The sequence below is a fragment of the Pseudomonas sp. Z2-11 genome, from assembly GCF_054161305.1.
This window is the reverse complement of record NZ_CP096395.1, coordinates 1,512,217-1,531,533: the sequence shown is the minus strand read 5'-3', so window position 1 is coordinate 1,531,533 and position 19,317 is coordinate 1,512,217. Positions and strand designations below refer to the sequence as shown.

At 61.8% G+C, this 19,317-nt stretch carries 20 protein-coding genes and 1 riboswitch; of the genes, 13 read left to right on the top strand and 7 right to left on the bottom strand.

What is annotated here, in order from left to right:
• Nucleotides 1–26 precede the first annotated feature (26 nt).
• A complete protein-coding gene (gene rpoE, locus M1E16_RS06815; RefSeq protein ID WP_003172477.1) occupies nt 27–608 on the bottom strand; it encodes an RNA polymerase sigma factor RpoE in 582 nt (193 codons plus the stop codon).
• Nucleotides 609–1,167: 559 nt separating this feature from the next.
• Here rpoE and nadB point away from each other — a divergent pair.
• A complete protein-coding gene (gene nadB, locus M1E16_RS06810) occupies nt 1,168–2,784 on the top strand; it encodes an L-aspartate oxidase (RefSeq protein WP_458129509.1) in 1,617 nt (538 codons plus the stop codon).
• Here nadB and M1E16_RS06805 read toward each other — a convergent pair.
• Nucleotides 2,753–3,205, bottom strand: a complete 453-nt coding sequence (locus M1E16_RS06805; protein ID WP_458129508.1) for a protein YgfX — start codon at nt 3,203–3,205, stop codon at nt 2,753–2,755. The genes nadB and M1E16_RS06805 overlap by 32 nt on opposite strands.
• Nucleotides 3,189–3,443 carry an FAD assembly factor SdhE gene (locus M1E16_RS06800; RefSeq protein ID WP_039593311.1) on the bottom strand — a complete coding sequence of 85 codons (255 nt, stop codon included), beginning with the start codon at nt 3,441–3,443 and terminating at the stop codon, nt 3,189–3,191. The genes M1E16_RS06805 and M1E16_RS06800 overlap by 17 nt, the downstream gene beginning before the upstream one ends.
• Before the next feature lie 149 nt (nt 3,444–3,592).
• On the opposite strand from M1E16_RS06800, the gene ygfZ reads away from it, so the two are divergent.
• Nucleotides 3,593–4,534 carry a CAF17-like 4Fe-4S cluster assembly/insertion protein YgfZ gene (gene ygfZ / locus M1E16_RS06795; protein WP_458129507.1) on the top strand — a complete coding sequence of 314 codons (942 nt, stop codon included), beginning with the start codon at nt 3,593–3,595 and terminating at the stop codon, nt 4,532–4,534.
• A 36-nt stretch (nt 4,535–4,570) separates the two neighbouring features.
• The gene (locus M1E16_RS06790; RefSeq protein ID WP_434569494.1) at nt 4,571–5,392 is read left to right on the top strand and encodes an HDOD domain-containing protein; all 822 of its coding nucleotides are present in this window, start codon (nt 4,571–4,573) and stop codon (nt 5,390–5,392) included.
• Between the two features lie 54 nt (nt 5,393–5,446).
• On the opposite strand, the gene M1E16_RS06785 is transcribed toward M1E16_RS06790, so the two are convergent.
• Together M1E16_RS06785 and M1E16_RS06780 are read right to left on the bottom strand one after the other, a co-directional pair.
• Nucleotides 5,447–6,838 carry a sensor histidine kinase gene (locus M1E16_RS06785; RefSeq protein ID WP_434625444.1) on the bottom strand — a complete coding sequence of 464 codons (1,392 nt, stop codon included), beginning with the start codon at nt 6,836–6,838 and terminating at the stop codon, nt 5,447–5,449.
• On the bottom strand, nt 6,831–7,502 hold the full coding sequence (locus M1E16_RS06780) for a response regulator (RefSeq protein WP_305496222.1): 672 nt from the start codon (nt 7,500–7,502) through the stop codon (nt 6,831–6,833). Before M1E16_RS06780 ends, M1E16_RS06785 begins: the two co-directional genes overlap by 8 nt.
• 420 nt (nt 7,503–7,922) lie before the next feature.
• Here M1E16_RS06780 and M1E16_RS06775 point away from each other — a divergent pair, with 420 nt between their 5' ends.
• From M1E16_RS06775 to M1E16_RS06760, 4 genes are read left to right on the top strand one after another with little or no spacing between them, the layout of a single operon-like run.
• Nucleotides 7,923–8,915 carry a Bug family tripartite tricarboxylate transporter substrate binding protein gene (locus tag M1E16_RS06775; protein WP_458129506.1) on the top strand — a complete coding sequence of 331 codons (993 nt, stop codon included), beginning with the start codon at nt 7,923–7,925 and terminating at the stop codon, nt 8,913–8,915.
• A 55-nt stretch (nt 8,916–8,970) separates the two neighbouring features.
• Entirely contained in the window at nt 8,971–9,432 is a 462-nt protein-coding gene (locus M1E16_RS06770; protein WP_305496223.1) for a tripartite tricarboxylate transporter TctB family protein, read from the top strand.
• A gap of 1 nt (nt 9,433) precedes the next feature.
• Entirely contained in the window at nt 9,434–10,948 is a 1,515-nt protein-coding gene (locus M1E16_RS06765) for a tripartite tricarboxylate transporter permease (RefSeq protein ID WP_434603045.1), read from the top strand.
• Entirely contained in the window at nt 10,941–11,984 is a 1,044-nt protein-coding gene (locus tag M1E16_RS06760; RefSeq protein WP_434653364.1) for an AbrB family transcriptional regulator, read from the top strand. Before M1E16_RS06765 ends, M1E16_RS06760 begins: the two co-directional genes overlap by 8 nt.
• A gap of 110 nt (nt 11,985–12,094) precedes the next feature.
• On the opposite strand, the gene ung is transcribed toward M1E16_RS06760, so the two are convergent.
• Complete coding sequence (ung, locus tag M1E16_RS06755) at nt 12,095–12,787, bottom strand: uracil-DNA glycosylase (RefSeq protein ID WP_434653366.1); 693 nt, start codon at nt 12,785–12,787, stop codon at nt 12,095–12,097.
• Between the two features lie 131 nt (nt 12,788–12,918).
• Here ung and M1E16_RS06750 point away from each other — a divergent pair, with 131 nt between their 5' ends.
• The gene (locus tag M1E16_RS06750; protein ID WP_434569501.1) at nt 12,919–14,031 is read left to right on the top strand and encodes an enoyl-CoA hydratase/isomerase family protein; all 1,113 of its coding nucleotides are present in this window, start codon (nt 12,919–12,921) and stop codon (nt 14,029–14,031) included.
• Between the two features lie 207 nt (nt 14,032–14,238).
• Here M1E16_RS06750 and M1E16_RS06745 read toward each other — a convergent pair whose 3' ends face one another.
• A complete protein-coding gene (locus M1E16_RS06745) occupies nt 14,239–14,658 on the bottom strand; it encodes a hypothetical protein (protein WP_458129505.1) in 420 nt (139 codons plus the stop codon).
• Between the two features lie 306 nt (nt 14,659–14,964).
• Nucleotides 14,965–15,066: riboswitch (guanidine-I (ykkC/yxkD leader) on the top strand.
• Nucleotides 15,067–15,126: 60 nt separating this feature from the next.
• Here M1E16_RS06745 and M1E16_RS06740 point away from each other — a divergent pair.
• From M1E16_RS06740 to M1E16_RS06720, 5 genes are read left to right on the top strand one after another with little or no spacing between them, the layout of a single operon-like run.
• Nucleotides 15,127–16,194, top strand: a complete 1,068-nt coding sequence (locus tag M1E16_RS06740; protein WP_458129504.1) for a putative urea ABC transporter substrate-binding protein — start codon at nt 15,127–15,129, stop codon at nt 16,192–16,194.
• Between the two features lie 15 nt (nt 16,195–16,209).
• Nucleotides 16,210–17,025 (top strand): ABC transporter permease, encoded by an 816-nt coding sequence (locus M1E16_RS06735; protein ID WP_024616101.1) that lies wholly within the window; start codon nt 16,210–16,212, stop codon nt 17,023–17,025.
• Nucleotides 17,022–17,810, top strand: coding sequence for an ABC transporter ATP-binding protein (locus M1E16_RS06730; RefSeq protein WP_434625452.1), 789 nt, complete (start codon nt 17,022–17,024; stop codon nt 17,808–17,810). Before M1E16_RS06735 ends, M1E16_RS06730 begins: the two co-directional genes overlap by 4 nt.
• Before the next feature lie 13 nt (nt 17,811–17,823).
• Nucleotides 17,824–18,549 carry an urea amidolyase associated protein UAAP1 gene (locus M1E16_RS06725; protein ID WP_458129503.1) on the top strand — a complete coding sequence of 242 codons (726 nt, stop codon included), beginning with the start codon at nt 17,824–17,826 and terminating at the stop codon, nt 18,547–18,549.
• Between the two features lie 11 nt (nt 18,550–18,560).
• Nucleotides 18,561–19,202, top strand: coding sequence for an urea amidolyase associated protein UAAP2 (locus M1E16_RS06720; RefSeq protein ID WP_434625456.1), 642 nt, complete (start codon nt 18,561–18,563; stop codon nt 19,200–19,202).
• Nucleotides 19,203–19,317: the final 115 nt, after the last annotated feature.

Sequence of the window (19,317 nt, the reverse complement as noted above, 5' to 3'; positions counted from 1 at the left end):
TTCCTCTCTTGGCTGTCGCCGCTGTCTCAGTTTTCCTGCAACAATGGTTGCAGGGCTTTATCGATGGCCTCCCGAGCGCGGAAGATCCGGGAGCGCACGGTACCCACCGGACATTGCATGACGCTGGCAATGTCCTCGTAACTCAGACCGTCGAATTCACGTAAAGTTAACGCCGTACGCAAATCTTCAGGCAGTTGCTGAATGGTTCGATGGACAGTGCCTTCGATCTCATCCCGCAGCAATGCACGTTCCGGTGATTCGAGATCCTTGAGGCCGTGATCGCCGTCATAGAACTCTGCATCCTCGGAGCTAACATCGCTATCCGGCGGCCGGCGGCCGCGTGAAACCAGATAGTTTTTCGCCGTGTTGATGGCGATGCGGTAAAGCCACGTATAAAACGCGCTATCCCCGCGAAAATTACCAAGTGCCCTGTACGCCTTGATGAAAGCTTCCTGGGCAACATCCTGGGCTTCATGGGTGTCGTGCACAAAACGCACGATCAACCCGAGAATTTTGTGCTGGTATTTCAGCACTAGCAGATCGAAAGCTCGCTTGTCGCCGCGTTGAACGCGCTCGACCAGCTGCTGATCCTCTTCCTGGGTTAGCATGAACACTCCTCGATAAGCTCGAAGGAGGCTTGCATTACTAATCGTCCAAGCTTGCAACCATAGACTCGGGCTTTTCGCAAAAGTTCTCCCCCTTCCAAGCAAGTTTCCGGCGTGCTCTGATCCGGCACGCACGAAAAACGCAGCACGGGATTGCCCGGCCGCGCGAATAATCTGTCGTCGGGCCTGTCGGATGGGACTCGAATCGAAGTCCTGCACCAACCCGACGCTGTTCCCTTTTGCAGACAACCGTCTATTGAACCTAGGCGCTTGGCAAAAGTTCCCACCATTTGTAGCTCTTCGAAACGAAAATTTAGCAACCGTGACGAGATAAACAGCGTTCTGTCCTCGAAAAGGCTGCGTTGTCGCCGTTTCAGCAGAACCTTGATCCGACGAAGCGCGTCGCTTCCCTGTCGCACTGGTTCCATATTGCCATGAACGCCCGGCTATTGTGCCGATCCCCCCCTCTATATACTAGTGGGCTGCACGGTCGCCTGCCCCCATTGAACCGGATGCCTGGCACCCACCCCGACCCGGGTCGCTTTGAGCGGAAACCATTCGAATGAGCCAACAGTTTCAACATGATGTTCTGGTAATCGGCAGCGGCGCCGCCGGATTGAGCCTTGCGCTGACATTGCCCGCGAACCTGCGCATAGCAGTGCTGAGCAAAGGCGACCTGGCCAACGGCTCGACGTTCTGGGCCCAGGGCGGCGTCGCCGCCGTGCTGGATGACGCGGACACTATCCAATCCCATGTCGACGACACGCTTAACGCCGGCGGCGGGTTGTGCAATCGCGAAGCCGTGCGTTTTACCGTCGAGCACAGCAGGGAAGCCATCCAATGGCTGATCGACCAGGGCGTGCCTTTCACCCGTGACGAGCAATCGGGCACCGAAGATGGCGGCTTTGAATTTCATCTGACACGCGAAGGCGGCCACAGCCACCGGCGGATCATCCATGCAGCCGATGCGACCGGCGCGGCAATTTTCAAGACCCTGCTGGCCCAGGCCCGGCAACGGCCGAACATCGAATTACTGGAACAGCGAGTCGCGATCGACCTGATCACCGAGAAACGCCTCGGCCTGGAAGGTGACCGCTGCCTGGGTGCCTATGTGCTCAATCGGGGCACCGGCGAAGTCGACACCTACGGGGCGCGCTTCGTGATCCTCGCCTCCGGCGGCGCGGCCAAGGTCTATCTCTATACCAGCAACCCCGACGGTGCCTGCGGTGACGGCATTGCCATGGCTTGGCGTTCAGGCTGCCGAGTGGCGAACCTGGAATTCAACCAGTTCCACCCCACTTGCCTGTATCACCCCTTGGCCAAGAGCTTCCTGGTGACCGAGGCACTGCGCGGCGAAGGCGCTCATCTGAAGCTCCCCAACGGCGAACGCTTCATGCAGCGCTTCGATCCTCGCGCCGAACTGGCCCCACGGGACATCGTTGCGCGGGCCATCGACCATGAAATGAAGCGCTTGGGCATCGACTGCGTGTACCTGGACATCAGCCACAAACCCGAAGCCTTCATCAAAAGTCATTTCCCCACGGTGTATGAGCGCTGCCTGGAATTTTCCATCGACATCACCAAGCAGCCGATCCCGGTGGTGCCAGCGGCGCATTACACCTGCGGCGGGGTGATGGTCGACCAGCACGGCCGCACCGATGTACCCGGCCTGTATGCGATTGGCGAAACCAGCTTCACCGGATTGCACGGAGCCAATCGCATGGCCAGCAATTCGCTGCTGGAATGTTTCGTCTATGCCCGCTCGGCGGCGGCGGACATTCTGGAGCAGTTGCCGCAGATCGCCATTCCCACCACCCTGCCCACCTGGGATGCCAGCCAGGTGACCGACTCGGACGAAGACGTGATCATCGCCCACAACTGGGACGAACTGCGGCGCTTCATGTGGGACTACGTCGGCATCGTACGCACCAACAAGCGCCTGCAACGGGCCCAGCATCGGGTGCGTTTGCTGCTCGATGAGATCGATGAGTTCTACAGCAACTATAAAGTCAGCCGCGACCTGATCGAGTTGCGCAACCTGGCGCAGGTGGCGGAACTGATGATTCGCTCAGCCATGGAGCGCAAGGAAAGCCGAGGACTGCACTACACCCTCGACTACCCGGACCTGCTGCCCGAGGCATTGGACACTATCCTGGTGCCGCCCACCTACGCCGGCTGAACCTGAGCCGGACCCGCAGGCGCCGATGGACATCCGGCGCCAGCGCGTCGCGGGGCACGCACAACGAGCGGACCCACCACTCGCCCCGCAAGCGAAAGCGCAGCACCACGATCATCGGCATTGCCAGGCTGTCCGGCCGCAACTGCACCGCCTGCCAGCCGCCGCCCTCGCTCCAGAGCTGCCAGCCGTCGGCATCGCGACGCAAACCACGAAAAGCCTGGCGATGGCTCAGCAACAGATATCGCGGTAGCACCCAGGCGCCGTGGCCCAGGCACAACATGGAAGCAACGACTGCGAGCCAGGGAGGAATCGAGCACAGAAACAACGAGCCCAAGGCAAACACCTGGGCCAGGAGATAGGCCGCCAGCAGCTGCCGGGAGGCGCGCCAGCGGCACTCGAAGCGGCTACTTGGGCTGGACACGGTCCAGGATCATCCGGACCATGCGCTGCAGTTCCGGATCCTCGGATTCACTGCGTTCCATGAACCAGCCGAACATGTCCTGATCCTCGCACTCGAGCAAACGGACGTAACACGCACGGTCGACTTCATCAAGGTGTGGGTAGACCTCCTTCACGAACGGCACCAGCAGCACGTCAAGCTCAAGCATGCCGCGGCGGCTGTGCCAGTAGAGGCGATTCAGTTCAACATCTTCGACCATGGAGCACTCCTCAAATAGAGCGCAAGTATACAGGCCCGGCCGTAGCGGAACAGACGGCTTTGGTCGGGCGCCTCCGATCCTTTGTGAACTACCCATTTCAAGGGCGTCCCCTTATGATGTCTGCCAGACTTTTTACCCTGCGATGACCCATGGCTGATTCCGCTTTTTTCTGCACCCTGTCCCACGAAGGCGTTCTCGCGGTCCGCGGCGTGGACGCAAGCAAATTCCTGCAAGGCCAATTGACCTGCAACCTCAACTACCTGAGCGACAGCCGGGCCAGCCTCGGCGCCCGTTGCACCCAGAAGGGCCGGATGCAATCGAGCTTCAGGATCCTGCTTGAAGGCGACGGTGTGCTCCTGGCAATGGCCAGCGAATTGCTCGAACCGCAACTGGCGGACCTGAAAAAATACGCAGTGTTCTCCAAATCCAAGCTCACCGATGAGAGCGCCGCATGGGTTCGTTTCGGACTGGAACGCGCCGATGCCACGCTCACCGACCTGGGCCTGGAACTGCCGGTCGATACTGACAGCGTGGTTCACCATGAATCCTTGATCGCCATCCGCGTCTCTCCAGGCCGCGCCGAACTCTGGGCTCGCGCTGAACAGGCCGATACGCTGCGCACTCGCCTGAGCGCGAAACTGGCCGAAGGCGATCTCAACCGCTGGCTGCTGGGCCAGGTTCGCGCGGGCATTGGCCAGGTCATGCCGGCTACTCGCGAGCTGTTCATTCCGCAGATGCTCAACCTGCAGGCCGTAGGGGGCGTGAGTTTCAAGAAAGGCTGCTACACCGGCCAGGAAATCGTCGCGCGCATGCAGTACCTCGGCAAGCTCAAGCGCCGGCTGTATCGCCTGCAGCTGGAGGCAGGCGAGCTGCCAGAGCCGGGCACTCCACTATTCTCCCCCACTCACGGCAGTTCCATCGGCGAAGTGGTCATTGCTGCCCGCGCCGAACAAAACATTGAACTGCTGGCGGTGTTGCAGGCCGAAGCAGCGGAAGATGGCAATTTGCACCTCGGAGCTTTGGAAGGACCCGCGCTACAATTGCTGGACTTGCCTTACGAACTGGACCGCGACCGCGAAATCCAGCGTTGATCGCAACATTTTGTCGCAACACCCTAGAGAACCGAAATGAGCGATTTGGCGGATAAGGTCCAGCGGGATTTGGTGGCGGCCATCGATAATGATGACCTGGTCCTGCCAACATTACCGGAAGTGGCCATGCAGATTCGCCGGGCCGCCGAAGACCCGGAAATCAGCGTCAGCAACCTGAGTAAAGTGATTGGTCGTGACACCGCCCTCTCGGCGCGCCTGATAAAAGTAGTCAACAGCCCCCTGCTGCGTGCCACCCAGGAAGTAACGGACCTGCACACGGCCATCACGCGGTTGGGGGTCAACTACAGCAGCAACCTGGCGATCGGGCTGGTCATGGAGCAGATATTCCATGCTCGCTCCGAAGTGGTTGAGCAAAAGATGCGGGAAGTCTGGCGCAAGAGCCTGGAGATCGCCGGCGTCAGCTATGCGTTATGTCGCAGCTACACGCATCTCAAGCCCGATCAGGCGGCGCTGGGTGGACTGGTCCATCAGATCGGCGTGCTGCCGATCCTGACGTACGCCGAGGACAACAATGAACTGCTGTCGGACCCGGTCAGCCTCAATCACGTCATCGAGACGATCCATCCCGTGCTGGGGGACAAGCTGCTCAGTGTCTGGGAGTTTCCGGAACGGTTAGTGAAATTGCCGGGGCTGTACCTGGATTTCACCCGAGACTCGAAGCAACTCGATTATGTCGACCTGGTGCAGGTTGCCGCGCTGTACTGCTACAAGGATGCCGACCATCCGCTGAGCAGGATTGACGCGTTCGGGGTTCCGGCGATCAGGAAGCTGGGCATCGACCTGGACAACAAGGACCGCTGCGCGGATATCGAAGAGGCTCGGTCGATGTTTTATTAAGCAGGCCGGGCAATGAATGTGTGTTGGTCAAAATCTGTGGCATTCGGCTCGGGCTCATTCTGAGCCAGGAGCAAAACTCACTCGCACCTTCAACCCGCCCTCCTGCCCATCATGCAGGGTGATCTGCGCCAGATGCGCACGGCAGATTTCTCCGACAATTGCCAACCCCAATCCCGAGCCGGCCACTTGCTGGTTGCGCCGATAGAAGCGCTCGAATACCCGTTCCCGCTCAGTCTCGGGAATGCCCGGGCCGTCATCCTCGACTTCCAGTACCGCCGGCGCGGTGACCCGCAGGATCACGTTACCGCCCGAAGGAGTATGGGCCAAGGCATTGTCCACCAGGTTGCTCAACAGCTCGTTGAGCAAAGTCGGCTCGCCCCGTAACCAGACGGGTTCATCGGCTTCCAGGGCCAACGCAACCCCACGGGCATGGGCCAGTGGCGCCATGGCCATGCCCAGTTCTCGGGCGAGCTGGCTCAGGTCGAGCAACTGTGCACCGCCTTCGGCAATTGCCCGCGCGCCGTTCTCCACCCGCGCCAGCGACAGCAGTTGATTCGCCAGATGGGTCAAGCGATCGGTGCCTTGGGCGGCGGTTTCCAGGGTTTCGCGCCAGGTCGACGGTTCGCTGGCGCGCAAGCCCAGCTCCAGACGAGCCTTGAGCGCCGCGAGTGGCGTGCGCAGCTCATGGGCGGCATCGGCAATGAATTGCGCCTGGCGTTCGAACTGGCCGCGCAGCCGTTCGGTGAAATGATTGAGGGCACGTACCAACGGCCACAATTCGTGCTGGACTTCCACCAGCGGCAACGGCCGCAGATCGTCCGGCTGGCGTTCCTCCACCGCCGTGCGCAAGCGTTCCAGCGGGCGCAACGCCGCGCTGACCGCGAACCACACCAGCAACAGCGCGCCCACCGCCAGCATGCCCAGCCGCAACAAGGTATCGGCCATCAAGCCGCGGGCCATGCTGACCCGAGCTTCTTCGGTTTCCGCCACGCGGATTTCCGCCATGCCGTTCATTTCGGGTTCGCTCACGGCCTTGAGCAGGCTTACCACGCGCACATTCTGCCCTTGGTAACTGGCGTTGTAGAAACGTGCCAGCGCCGGGTAATCGTCGGTGCGCGGCGTACCGGGCGGCGGCCCGGGAAGATTCTCGTAGCCGGAGATCAGCTTCTGGTGGATGTCGTTGACTTGATAATAGATACGTCCGGCACTGTCATAGGCGAAGGTGTCCAGAGCGACATAAGGTACGTCCGCGCTGAGGGTACCGTCGCGCTGCGAAAGACCGGCGGCGATGGTTCTGGCCGACGCCAGCAGCGTCCGGTCGTAGGCCGTATCGGCGGCTTCACGGCCATTCCAGTAGGCGCTCAGGCCACTGGCGAGCATCAGTACCACGAGCAACGAAGCGAGGTTGCGAAGTAGCCGCCAGCGCAGGCTGTCGGGCTTATGCATCGCGGTTTTCCAACAGATAGCCCAGCCCGCGGAATGTCACGATTGCCACCGCATGGCCGTCGAGCTTCTTGCGCAGGCGATGGACATAGATTTCGATGGCGTCGGGGCTGGCCTCTTCATCCAGGCCGAACACCTGGGCTGCCAGTTGTTCTTTGCTCATCACCCGCCCGGGCCGGGCGATCAACGCTTCCAGGACAGCCTGCTCGCGAGAGGTCAGGGTCATCAGTTCCTCGTCGAGGGTAAAGCGCCGAGTGTCCAGGTCATAGACCAGCCCACCACAGCGCTGCTGCCGCTCGCCGCCCAGCACGCTACGGCGCAGCAGTGCCTTCACCCGCGCCTCAAGCTCGGTGAGTTCGAAAGGTTTGGCCAGGTAATCGTCGGCACCGAGGTTCAGGCCATGGACCCGATCCTTGACGTCGCTGCGAGCGGTCAGCATCAGCACCGGCAGCGTCTTGCCCCGCGCCCGCAAGCGCGCCAGCACCTCGAAGCCGTCCATGCGCGGCAGCCCGACATCAAGGACCGCCACCGCGTATTCCTCGCTGCTCAAGGCCAGATCGGCGGCCACCCCGTCGTGCAGCACATCCACCGTCAACCCTGTGCTCTTGAGGGCCTGGGCGACACTTTCGGCGAGCTGCAGATGGTCTTCGACGAGCAGGACACGCATGGGATTTTCCTCGATTCAGGGATGGTCGGGGCCATTCTTTGGCGCGGAGTTTACAGCCGCATCCGCCACTGTGAAGCTCAAAATCATCCTGACAGCTTTTGAAAGGTTAGCGAAAGGTTGGGCCGCTAGAGTCGCTCCACGGACAGTTTCGACTGCCGGTCGCGAAACACATCGCGAAACGAAAAACGCCTCGAAGCGTTTTCGCCGAATAAAAACAATAAGCGGAGTATTCATCATGCTGTCCACACAGCTTCTGGCTTCAACGCCCACCCGCCATTCCTGCCCCAACCAGACTACCCTTGCCTGTGCCGCTGCGCAGACCGAACTGCCGCGTCTTTGAAACGCGTTTGCGGGTCTGCGCCGTACAGCGCTGCGAAGCCTGATTTGAAACACAAAACAACAACTCCTGTGGAGACAAAAATGAACCTAGCACTGCGTAAAGTAGCCCTTGCCGTCGGATGCCTGATGCTCGCCGGGCAAACGCTCGCCGCCGATGCATCCAAAGAGCCGAAGCGCCCCGAGTGCATCGCCCCTGCCGCTCCAGGTGGCGGTTTCGACCTGACCTGCAAACTGGCGCAAAGCGCGCTGGTCAACGAAAAACTGCTGACCAAGCCGATGCGCGTCACTTACATGCCCGGCGGTGTCGGCGCGGTGGCCTACAACGCAGTCGTCGCACAACGCCCGGCCGACGCCGGCACGCTGGTGGCCTGGTCAAGCGGTTCGTTGCTGAACCTGGCGCAAGGCAAATTTGGCCGTTTTGACGAAACCAATGTCCGCTGGCTCGCTGCCGTCGGCACCAGCTATGGCGCCATCGCCGTGAAAAGCGATTCGCCCTACAAAAACCTCGACGATTTGGTACAGGCCCTGAAGAAAGATCCGGGCTCGGTGGTGATCGGTTCCGGCGGTACCGTCGGCAGCCAGGACTGGATGCAGACCGCTTTGATTGCCAAGGCCGCCGGTATCGACCCGCGCAAACTGCGTTACGTGGCCCTTGAAGGCGGCGGCGAAATCGCGACCGCCCTGCTGGGTGGCCATATCCAGGTGGGCAGTACCGACATCTCCGACTCCATGCCACACATCCAGAGCGGCGACATGCGTTTGCTGGCGGTGTTCTCTGATAAACGCCTGGACGAGCCGGAGATGAAAGACATCCCGACTGCCGTGGAACAAGGCTACGACATCCGTTGGCCGGTAGTCCGTGGCTTCTACCTGGGCCCGAAGGTCACCGATGCAGAATACGAATGGTGGAAAAACGCCTTTGACAAGCTGCTGGCCTCCGAAGAGTTCGCCAAGCTGCGCGACCAACGGGAACTGTTCCCGTTCGCCATGACCGGTCCGGAGCTGGACGCCTACGTGAAGAAGCAAGTGGCCGACTACAAGATGCTGGCCAAAGAATTCGGCCTGATCCAGTAATCGCCTCTGTTCTCGCGGCGGCACCGGCACAGTCGGCGCCGCCCAGGAGTTAGTCATGCTCGTCATCCAACGTATTATTGCCGCGGTGCTGCTGCTGGCCTGCATCGGCCTGGCACTGATGGCCTGGCCCTATCAGGCTGCCTTTTCCTATGAACCGGTTGGCCCGCGTGCCTTTCCCCTGCTGATACTCGGGCTGATGGGGCTGGCGCTGCTGTACATGCTGTTTCGTCCCACGCCCGTCGTGCACAGCGAAGACGATCCGCACCTGGACCGTGAAACCCTGCAGAAGATCGGTATCTGCGTGGCGCTGCTGCTGGTATTCGCCGGGACCTTCGAGCCCTTGGGATTCATCCTCGCCAGCATTCTGATCGGCGTGCCGATGGCACGTCTGTACGGCGGCCGCTGGGTGCCGAGCGTGGTGATCATCAGCCTCATGGCCATTGGTCTTTATCTGTTGTTCGACAAGCTGATGGACGTGCCGCTGCCCCTGGGCCTGCTCGGCGTCCTGGAGAATTGATATGGATACCCTGAATTATCTCGGCCAGGGTTTTGGCGTTGCGCTGACGCCGTACAACCTCGTCACCGCGTTGAGCGGCACGCTGATCGGTACCGTGGTCGGCCTGCTGCCGGGCCTGGGCCCGATCAACGGCGTGGCGCTGCTGATCCCGATTGCCTTTGCACTGGGCCTGCCGCCGGAGTCGGCGCTGATCCTGCTGGCGGCGGTGTACCTGGGTTGCGAATACGGCGGACGCATCAGCTCGATCCTGCTTAACATCCCGGGTGAAGCCTCCACCGTGATGACCACCCTGGACGGCTACCCGATGGCCCGCCAAGGCCTGGCCGGGGTGGCGTTGTCGCTGTCGGCGTGGAGTTCGTTCATCGGCGCGTTCATTGCCACCTGCGGTATGGTGTTGTTTGCGCCACTGCTGGCCAAATGGGCGATCGCCTTCGGACCAGCGGAATATTTCGTCCTGATGGTGTTTGCCATTGTCTGCCTCGGCGGCATGGCCGGCGACCGACCGCTCAAGACTTTCATCGCTGCGCTGATCGGGCTGTTCCTGTCTTGCGTCGGCATCGATGCGAACAGCGGCGTGTACCGTTTTACGGGTGACAACATCCATTTGACCGATGGCATCCAGTTCGTCGTGCTGGTGCTGGGCCTGTTCTCCATCAGCGAGATTCTGTTGCTGCTGGAAAAAACCCATCGCGGCCAGGAAGCGGTGAAAGCCACCGGGCGGATGATGTTCAACTTCAAGGAAGCGGCCTCGGTGTTCTGGGTGAACATCCGCTGCGGCGTGCTCGGTTTCATCATGGGCGTATTGCCTGGCGCGGGCGCAACCCTGGCCAGTGCCGTGGCCTACATGACCGAAAAACGCATGGCTGGAGCCAGTGGGACGTTCGGCCAGGGCGACAAGCGTGGCCTCGCGGCGCCGGAAACCGCCATCGGCGGCGCGGCTTGCGGCGCGCTGGTGCCAATGCTGACCCTCGGCGTCCCAGGTTCGGGCACCACGGCGGTGATGATCGGCGCGCTGTCGCTCTATAACATCACGCCCGGCCCGCTGCTGTTCCAGCAACAGCCGGACATCGTGTGGGGCCTGATCGCTTCGTTGTTTGTCGCCAACGTCATGCTGGTGATCCTCAACATCCCGATGATCCGTATCTTCACCCGCATCCTGGCCGTGCCGAACTGGGCGCTGGTGCCGGTCATCGCGATCATCACCGGGATCGGCGTTTACGCCGTGCACGCGACCACATTCGACCTGTTCCTGATGATCGGCATCGGTATCTTCGGCTACATCCTGCGCAAGCTGGATTTCCCGCTGTCGCCCGTGCTGCTGGGCTTCATCCTTGGCGGTCTGATGGAGCAGAACCTGCGTCGTGCATTGTCGATTTCCAATGGCGCGTTGGAAATCCTCTGGTCCAGCCCGATCACCTTCGGCTGCTGGGTCCTGACGGCAATCATGTTGTTCCTGCCGCTGCTGCGCATCTGGCGTCGTCGCAGTGCCCAGCGTCGTGCCCTGGCCAATGTCTGAGGCGACAACTTTCAGACAATGGTGGGGAACACCGCTGGTCGGTCTGGCCGGCGGTTATCTGGCCAGCCTGATCGGCTGGCCCTTGCCCTGGATGGTCGGCTCGCTGTTGGCGATCATCCTGGTGCGCTGTCTCACTCCCTGGCAACTGATGGAAATCCCCGGCGGCCGCAAATGCGGCCAATGGGTGGTGGGCATCGGTATCGGCCTGCACTTCACGCCGGTGGTGATGGAACAGGTCCTCAGCCACTTCGGCCTGATCTTCTTCGGCGCGCTGATCACCAGCGTGTCCAGCATCGTGAGTGTCTGGCTGATGCGCCGCACCGGCGAAGACCGCGCCACGGCCTTTTTCTCCAGCATGCCGGGCGGTTCCGGCGAGATGGTCAACCTCGGCGCCCGCAATGGCGCGATGCTCAGCCATGTTGCCGCGGGCCAGAGCCTGCGCGTGCTGGTGGTGGTGTTGTGCGTGCCGGCTGCCTTCAAGTATCTGCTCGGTGACGGCACGCCGGTGCAACACGCCACGGCGGTGGATTGGTTGTGGCTGGCGGTTCTGTTTCCGGCGGGTGCCCTGCTCGCCTGGATCTGGGAGCGCTTGCGCCAACCCAATCCATGGCTGTTCGGGCCCTTGTTGGTCAGCGCGGCGGTGAGCATCGGCTGGGACCTGCACATCGGCCTGCCCGACGGCGGCAGCCAGATCGGCCAATGGCTGATCGGCAGCGGCCTGGGCTGTCATTTCAACCGGCAGTTCTTCCGCCGCGCACCGTCGTTCATGGGTCGTACCTTGATTGGCACGGTGCTGACCATGCTGATCGCCACGCTTGCGGCCCTGGGCCTGAGCACCTGGACCCACCTGGACTTGCGCTCGCTGACCCTGGGCATGATGCCCGGCGGCATCGCCGAAATGAGCCTGACGGCGGAGACCCTGCAACTGTCGGTGCCGTTGGTGACGGCGCTGCAGGTGATGCGGTTGCTGTTCGTGCTGTTTCTGGCGGAGCCGTTGTTCAGGTATTGGGTTCGCAGGCCGGATCCGGACTTGTAGACCGGGGTTGCCCTCTTCGCGAGCAGGCTCGCTCCCACATGGGATTTGTGTTTGTCCTCAAACCCCTGTGGGAGCGAGCCTGCTCGCGAAGGGGCCCTTATTGCCGACCACTAAACCGACGGCAACCGCCAATCGATCGGCTGCTCGCCATGCTGCTGGAGAAACTTGTTGGTCCGGCTGAAATGCCCGCAGCCGATAAAGCCCCGATGGGCTGACAGCGGTGACGGGTGGACCGAGGTCAACACCAGATGCTTGGTCGCATCGATCAGCTTCTGCTTGCTCTGGGCATGAGCGCCCCACAGCAGGAACACCAGGTGCGGCTGGTGTTCGCTGACCACTTCGATGACCTTGTCGGTAAAGTGCTGCCAGCCTTTTTTAGCGTGGGCATTGGCATTGGCGCGCTCCACGGTCAAGGTCGTGTTGAGCAACAACACACCCTGGTCGGCCCAGCTCTGCAGATAGCCATGGTTGGGGATATCGATGTTCAGGTCGCGCTTCAATTCCTTGTAGATGTTCACCAGCGACGGCGGCGTCGGCACGCCCGGCTGCACCGAAAAGCACAAGCCATGGGCCTGGCCAGGGCCGTGGTACGGGTCCTGGCCGAGGATCACCACCTTGACCTTGTCCAGCGGCGTGGAATTGAGTGCATTAAAAATCAGCGGGGCCGGCGGATAGATTTCCTTGCCGGCGGCGTATTCACTGCGCAGGAACTCGCGCAACTCCGCCATGTACGGCTGGTCGAACTCGGCACGCAGTGCCTGCTTCCAGCTGGGTTCGAGTTTGATACGGTCGTCAGCGGTCATGGTTGCACCCGGTAGAAACAATGGGCGCACCCTAGGAAAGCCTACAGGGCTTGTCAATTGATCTGACGTCAATCCGGCACTTTCCCCCACAGCAGTCATACTGATCATTCAATTTTCCGATCGAGGTCACGATGAATCTGCACTTCGAAGAACTGACCGGCATCAACGGGGCGCGCCTGGGCGTCGCCACCCTGGATGCCGAAAAATCCTTGAACGCCCTTTCCCTGCCGATGATCAACGCCCTGCGTGATCGCCTCGACGCCTGGGCCCGGGAATCGCAGATTGTCTGTGTGCTGTTACGCGGCAATGGTGCCAAGGCCTTCTGCGCCGGTGGCGAGGTGCGCAGCCTGGTCGAAGCGTGTCGCGCCCACCCTGGCGAAGTGCCGCCGCTGGCGGCGCAGTTTTTCGCTGCCGAATACCGGTTGGACTTCAATCTGCACACGTATCCGAAACCGTTGATCTGCTGGGGGCATGGCTATGTACTCGGCGGCGGCATGGGCCTGCTGCAAGGCGCCAGCACGCGAATCGTCACGCCGAGCAGTCGACTGGCGATGCCGGAAATCAGCATCGGCTTGTATCCGGACGTCGGCGCCAGTTGGTTCCTGTCGCGCCTGCCGGGCAAGCTTGGCCTGTTCCTCGGCCTTACCGGCGCCCACATGAACGCCAGGGATGCCATCGACCTGGGCCTGGCCGATCGCTTTCTGCTCGATGAGCAGCAGGATGACCTGATCGAAGGCTTGTTGCAGCTTAACTGGCAAGAACAGACCGAGATGCAGCTCAACAGCCTGCTCAAGGCTCTACAGCAAGAAGCACTGCCGCAACAACCCGAAGCCCAATGGTTGCCGCGTCGGCAGCAAATCGATGAGTGGCTGGATGTCAGCGACGTGCGCTGCGCCTGGAAAGCCCTCAGCCTGCTGGTGGATCATCCGGACCCATTGATCGCCCGGGCAGCCAGGACCATGACCGAAGGCTCGCCGCTGACGGCGCACCTGGTCTGGGAGCAGATCAGCCGCGCCCGCCCTTTGTCATTGGCCGGTGTGTTCCGCATGGAATACACCTTGAGCCTCAACTGCTGCCGCCATCCGGAATTCAGCGAAGGCGTGCGGGCGCGGTTGATCGACAAGGACCACAAGCCGCGCTGGCATTGGCCGGATATCAATCATGTGCCGCAAGCGGCGGTCGAGGCGCATTTCCATAAGGTATGGGAGGGGCGGCATCCGTTGGCGGATTTGTCCAATGAGTAACGGACCTGCTTTTGGTGGGCATACCTTTGGTGAAACCCGCCTCCTTGTGGGAGCGAGCCTGCTCGCGATGGCGTCGGCCCTGACAGTAATGCTGTGTCGGGGATACCGCCTTCGCGAGCAGGCTCGCTCCCACAGGGTTTAGAGGGTTAGCTTTACGCAGGCACAAAAAAAGCGGCGCTCAATGCGCCGCTTTTTGCTGCCGATCCGTCAGCGGTGACCGCCCCGTCCGTCATGACCACGTCCATCATGGCCACGTCCCCGATGATCATGCCCACGTTCACGTCCGCCCCGGCCGCGACGGTCGTCATTCCAGCCGCCCCGGTCCCGGCCGTCCCAACCGCCCCGATGCGGATAGGGGCGATACGCCGCTCGCGGTGGCGAGTAATAGCGTGGGCCATGCTGGTAGTAGCGTGGAGCCGAGTAATAACGCGGCGCCGGCTGGTAGTACCGTGGTGGTGCGTAATAGCCACGCGGTGCCGAGTAGTAACTTCCACCGCCGCTGTAATAGACCGGCGCCGGTGAGGTGTAGACCTCGGAACGGTAGTAGCTGGAGCCTCCGTCGGAGTAAGGCACGCAGGCCGAAAGAGTCAAACCGAGAAACGCAATGAGCAGCAGTCGTCGATACATGGCGGCCTCCTGGACCGCGGATGGGCCACATCAGCGACGCTGACGGGCGGCAGTCATCTATTGGGTGACTGACGATTAATCTGACAGCGAAATCGGAATCTGGTGCGACGTTGCAATAACTCGAAACATGTAGCCTTTTGCTTCATTGCGGTGCGCCACGGCACCACAACAACGCATGAATCCGTTTGAGGTACGCGCCTTCCTGGCATGCGGTCGCTCTGGGCCGGGGCTTGCGCGTACTTGGCACGGCTCTCGCTTTAACGAACCTTGTGCAGGAGTCATCACAGGTTCGCGGCACCACAATTTGCAATGGCTGACTAGGGTTCCGGCTCGCCTCTGGCGAGTGGCTGGTCCGAGAGTTGGCGACCTCCAGTTGAGGTTACACGGCGGGACAAAAGCCCGGGAGACAAGCCACCGTTCGCGGTGCCGCGTTGCTCCTGTCCGCCCTTGATCAACTGGAGAACCACCATGCTCAAGCTTCGTCTGTCCTCACTGCTCCTCGCCGCGCTTGCGGCCCTCGCGAGCATCCCATCCCACGCCGCGCCCAAGGACCATTTCAGCGTCTGCTGGACCATCTATGCCGGCTGGATGCCCTGGGAATACGCCGGCAGCCAGGGCATCGTTGACAAATGGGCGAAGAAATACGGCATCACCATCGATGTCGTGCAGCTCAACGATTACGTCGAATCCATCAACCAGTACACCGCCGGTCAGTTCGATGGCTGCACCATGACCAACATGGACGCCCTGACCATTCCCGCCGCCGGCGGCGTGGACAGCACCGCACTGATCGTCAGTGACTTCTCCAACGGCAACGACGGCATCGTCCTCAAGGGCGAGGGCAAGAAAGTCGCCGACCTCAAGGGCATGGACGTCAACCTGGTGGAATTGTCGGTGTCCCACTACCTCTTGGCTCGGGCCCTGGATTCGGTCGGCCTCGCCGAGAAAGACCTGAAAGTCGTCAACACCTCCGACGCCGATATTTCTGCCGCCTTCAACACCGACCAGGTCAAGGCCGTCACGACATGGAACCCGATGCTCTCGGACATCAAGGCCCAGCCGGGTGTCAGCGAAGTATTCAACTCCAGCCAGATTCCCGGCGAAATCATGGACATGATGGTGGTCAACACTCAGACCCTCAAAGACAACCCGGCCCTGGGCAAGGCACTGACCGGCGCCTGGTTCGAAGTGGTGGCGCTGATGAACGCCAGGAACGCAGCCGCCAATGCCGCGCTGGAACACATGGCCAAGGCGTCGGGTACTGATCTCAAAGGTTTCCAGGCGCAACTGGACACTACCAAGCTGTTCGCCACCCCCAAGGAAGCCCTCGCCTTCGCCACCAGCGAACAACTGCCCGCCACCCTGCGCAAGGTCGCCGAGTTCTCGTTCCGCCACGGTCTGCTGGGTGAAGGCGCCAAGGATGCCGACGCAGTGGGCATGGCGTTCGCCAATGGCGTGACCCTGGGCGACAAAACCAACCTCAAGCTGCGCTTCGACCCCACCTACGTGCAACTGGCCGCCGACGCCAAGTTGTAGGACCGGAGGACTGGCATGCGCCTGATCAACCGCTACCCCGATCGCCCCAGCCGCTTGTTGCTGGTGATCCTGCCATTTGCGCTGGTGCTGTTTGCCTACTTCATGGGCTCGGCGGAACGGCTGACGGACAACCCCAATGACAAGCTGCTGCCCAGCGCTGTGCAGATGGCCGATGCGGTCAAACGCCTGGCCTTTACCGCCGACGCTCGCAGCGGCGATTACCTGCTCTGGCAGGACACCGCGTCGAGTCTGCGCCGGTTGGCGATCGGCCTGGGCATCAGCGCCCTGGCCGGGCTGTGCCTGGGCATCGCCGCCGGCACGCTGCCGCTGTTCGGCGCGCCGTTGTCGCCGCTACTCACCGTGGTGTCGATGGTGCCGCCACTGGCGATCCTGCCGATCCTGTTCATCGTCTTCGGCCTGGGGGAGTTGTCCAAGGTGATGCTGATCGTCATCGGCATCACCCCCTGCCTGGCTCGCGACCTGGAGCAGCGTGCCCGGGAAATTCCGCCTGAGCTGTTGATCAAGGCCCAGACGCTGGGTGCCTCGACCTGGACCCTGATGTTGCGCGTGGTGCTGCCGCAATTGCTGCCGCGCCTGTTGATTTCCCTGCGGCTGATGCTGGGTTCGGCCTGGCTGTTCCTGATCGCTGCCGAAGCCATCGCTTCCACCGATGGCCTGGGCTATCGGATTTTCCTCGTGCGTCGTTACCTGGCGATGGATGTGATCCTGCCCTACGTGGTGTGGATCACCCTGCTCGCCTGGCTGATGGATTGGGGCCTCAAGCGCCTGACCCGCCGGGCATTTCCCTGGTACGAGGGGGCGAAGGCATGAGCTTCATTACCGTGAACAACGTCTGGCAGCAGTATGCCGATCAAGTGGTGCTCGAGCGCTTGAACCTGAGCGTTGCCGAGGGTGAGTTCTGCACCCTGGTGGGCGCCTCGGGTTGCGGCAAGTCGACTTTCCTGCGGCTGCTGCTGGGCCAGGAACGCGCCAGCCGCGGACAGATCCTGCTGGACGGCGAGCCTTTGGCGGGCGAGCCGGATGCCAGCCGTGGAGTGGTGTTCCAGCGTTACTCGGTATTCCCGCACCTGACGGTACTGGACAACGTCGCCCTCGGCCTGGAATTGCCGCGCTCGCCGCTGCTGGGGCGTCTGTTCGGCGGCGCCAAACGCCAGGCCCGCGAAGACGCCGCACAACTGCTGGACAAAGTCGGCCTCGGCCACGCGCTGGACAAATACCCCGCGCAGCTCTCCGGCGGCATGCAGCAACGGCTGGCCATCGCCCAGGCGCTGATCATGAAGCCGCGGGTGTTGTTGCTGGACGAACCCTTCGGCGCCCTCGACCCCGGCATTCGCAAAGACATGCATGCCCTGCTGCTGGAGCTCTGGCGGGAAACCCGGCTGACCGTGTTCATGGTGACCCATGACCTGTCCGAAGGTTTCAGCCTTGGCACCCGCCTGCTGGTGTTCGACAAGGTTCGCGTCGATCCCCATGCCCCCGGCGCCTATGGCGCACGCATCACCTACGACATCCCATTGAACAGCGACCGCCGCACCGCCCGTGCCGCCGTCGACGCCCTGCCCGCCGAACTGGCCGGCACGTTGCGTATCGCTTGAAAGGAGAAATTCCATGACCGATTCGATCCAGCTGTTTCCCCCCTTCGCCGAAGAATTGCTGCCCGGTGGCGGCCATCGCTCGTTCGTCCTCAAGCGCGGCCAGCTGCTGCGCCTGACCGATGTGCGTGGCGGTGCCAACGTGAGCCTTACCTTGCTCAATGCCAACGAAAAAACCGAGCGCCTGAACCTGCCGGACAGTCTCAAATGCCAACACACCGCCAAGCTCACCGCCGGTCATTGCCTGTACTCGGACATGGGCCGGGTACTGGCGGCAATCACTGCGGATACCTGTGGCTGGAGCGATAGTTTTGGCGGCGTGCTCTGCGCCGAGGAAGTCGCTGAAAAGTATGGTCAGGGCCGTTACCAGGAACTGCGCAACGGCTTCTTCCGCAACGGCACCGACAACCTGTTGGTAGAACTGGGCAAATGGGGGTTGGGTCTGTCCGACCTGCTGATGACCCTCAACCTGTTCAGCCGGGTCGATGTCGACGAGGCCGGCCATTTCCACTTCGTGGAGGGCAATTCCAAGCCCGGCGACTACATCGAGCTGTACACACCGATGGACACCCTGGTGGTGCTGACCGCGCTGCAACACCCGATGGACCCGAACCCGCTATACGCGCCGCAGCCGCTCAAACTCAGCTGGATGAACGCCAACCCCAGCGTCGCCGAACACTGCCGCCAATCGCGCCCGGAAAACCAGCGCGGCTTCATCAACACCGACCGCCTGTTCGCCTGAGGATCGTCGCCATGTCACTCGCCATCGCCACTGCACACAAGCAACCCGAGACCGCCGTCTATCGTTCCACGATTCCAGCCGGCGAACCCTGGCTGACCGAGGTCAAGGCCGGCCAGACCCTGCGCATCCTCGACCTGGAAGGCAACCAGGCGGTCGATACGTTGTTCTACAGCTTGGCCAACCCCAAGGAACGCTACGACGTGCAACGCACACTGCGCCGGCAGAACAGCGTCTACCTGAGCACCGGCAGCGTGCTGTATTCCAACCTTGGCCGCCCGATGCTGACCATCGTCGAGGACACCTGCGGGCGCCACGACACCCTCGGCGGCGCCTGCGCGCAGGAAAGCAACACCGTGCGCTACGCCCTGGAAAAACGCTACATGCACAGCTGCCGCGACAATTACCTTCGGGCCTGCGCCCACGACGGTCGACTGGGCAAGGGCGACATCGGACCGAACATCAATTTCTTCATGAACGTGCCGGTGACCGCCGACGGCGGCCTGACTTTCGAAGACGGGATCTCGGCGCCGGGCAAATACGTCGACCTGCGGGCCGAGATCGATGTGATCGTATTGATTTCCAACTGCCCGCAACTGAACAACCCGTGCAACGCCTACAACCCTACCCCTGCGGAGCTGCTGATATGGAACTGAAACTCATGCGCCTGCGCCGCTGGCTGTTCGCGCTGTGCCAGAGCCGGTCGGGGCAATGCATCAAATAACGCCCTGATTCCCTATGGGAGCGAGCCTGCTCGCGAAGGAGTCGGAT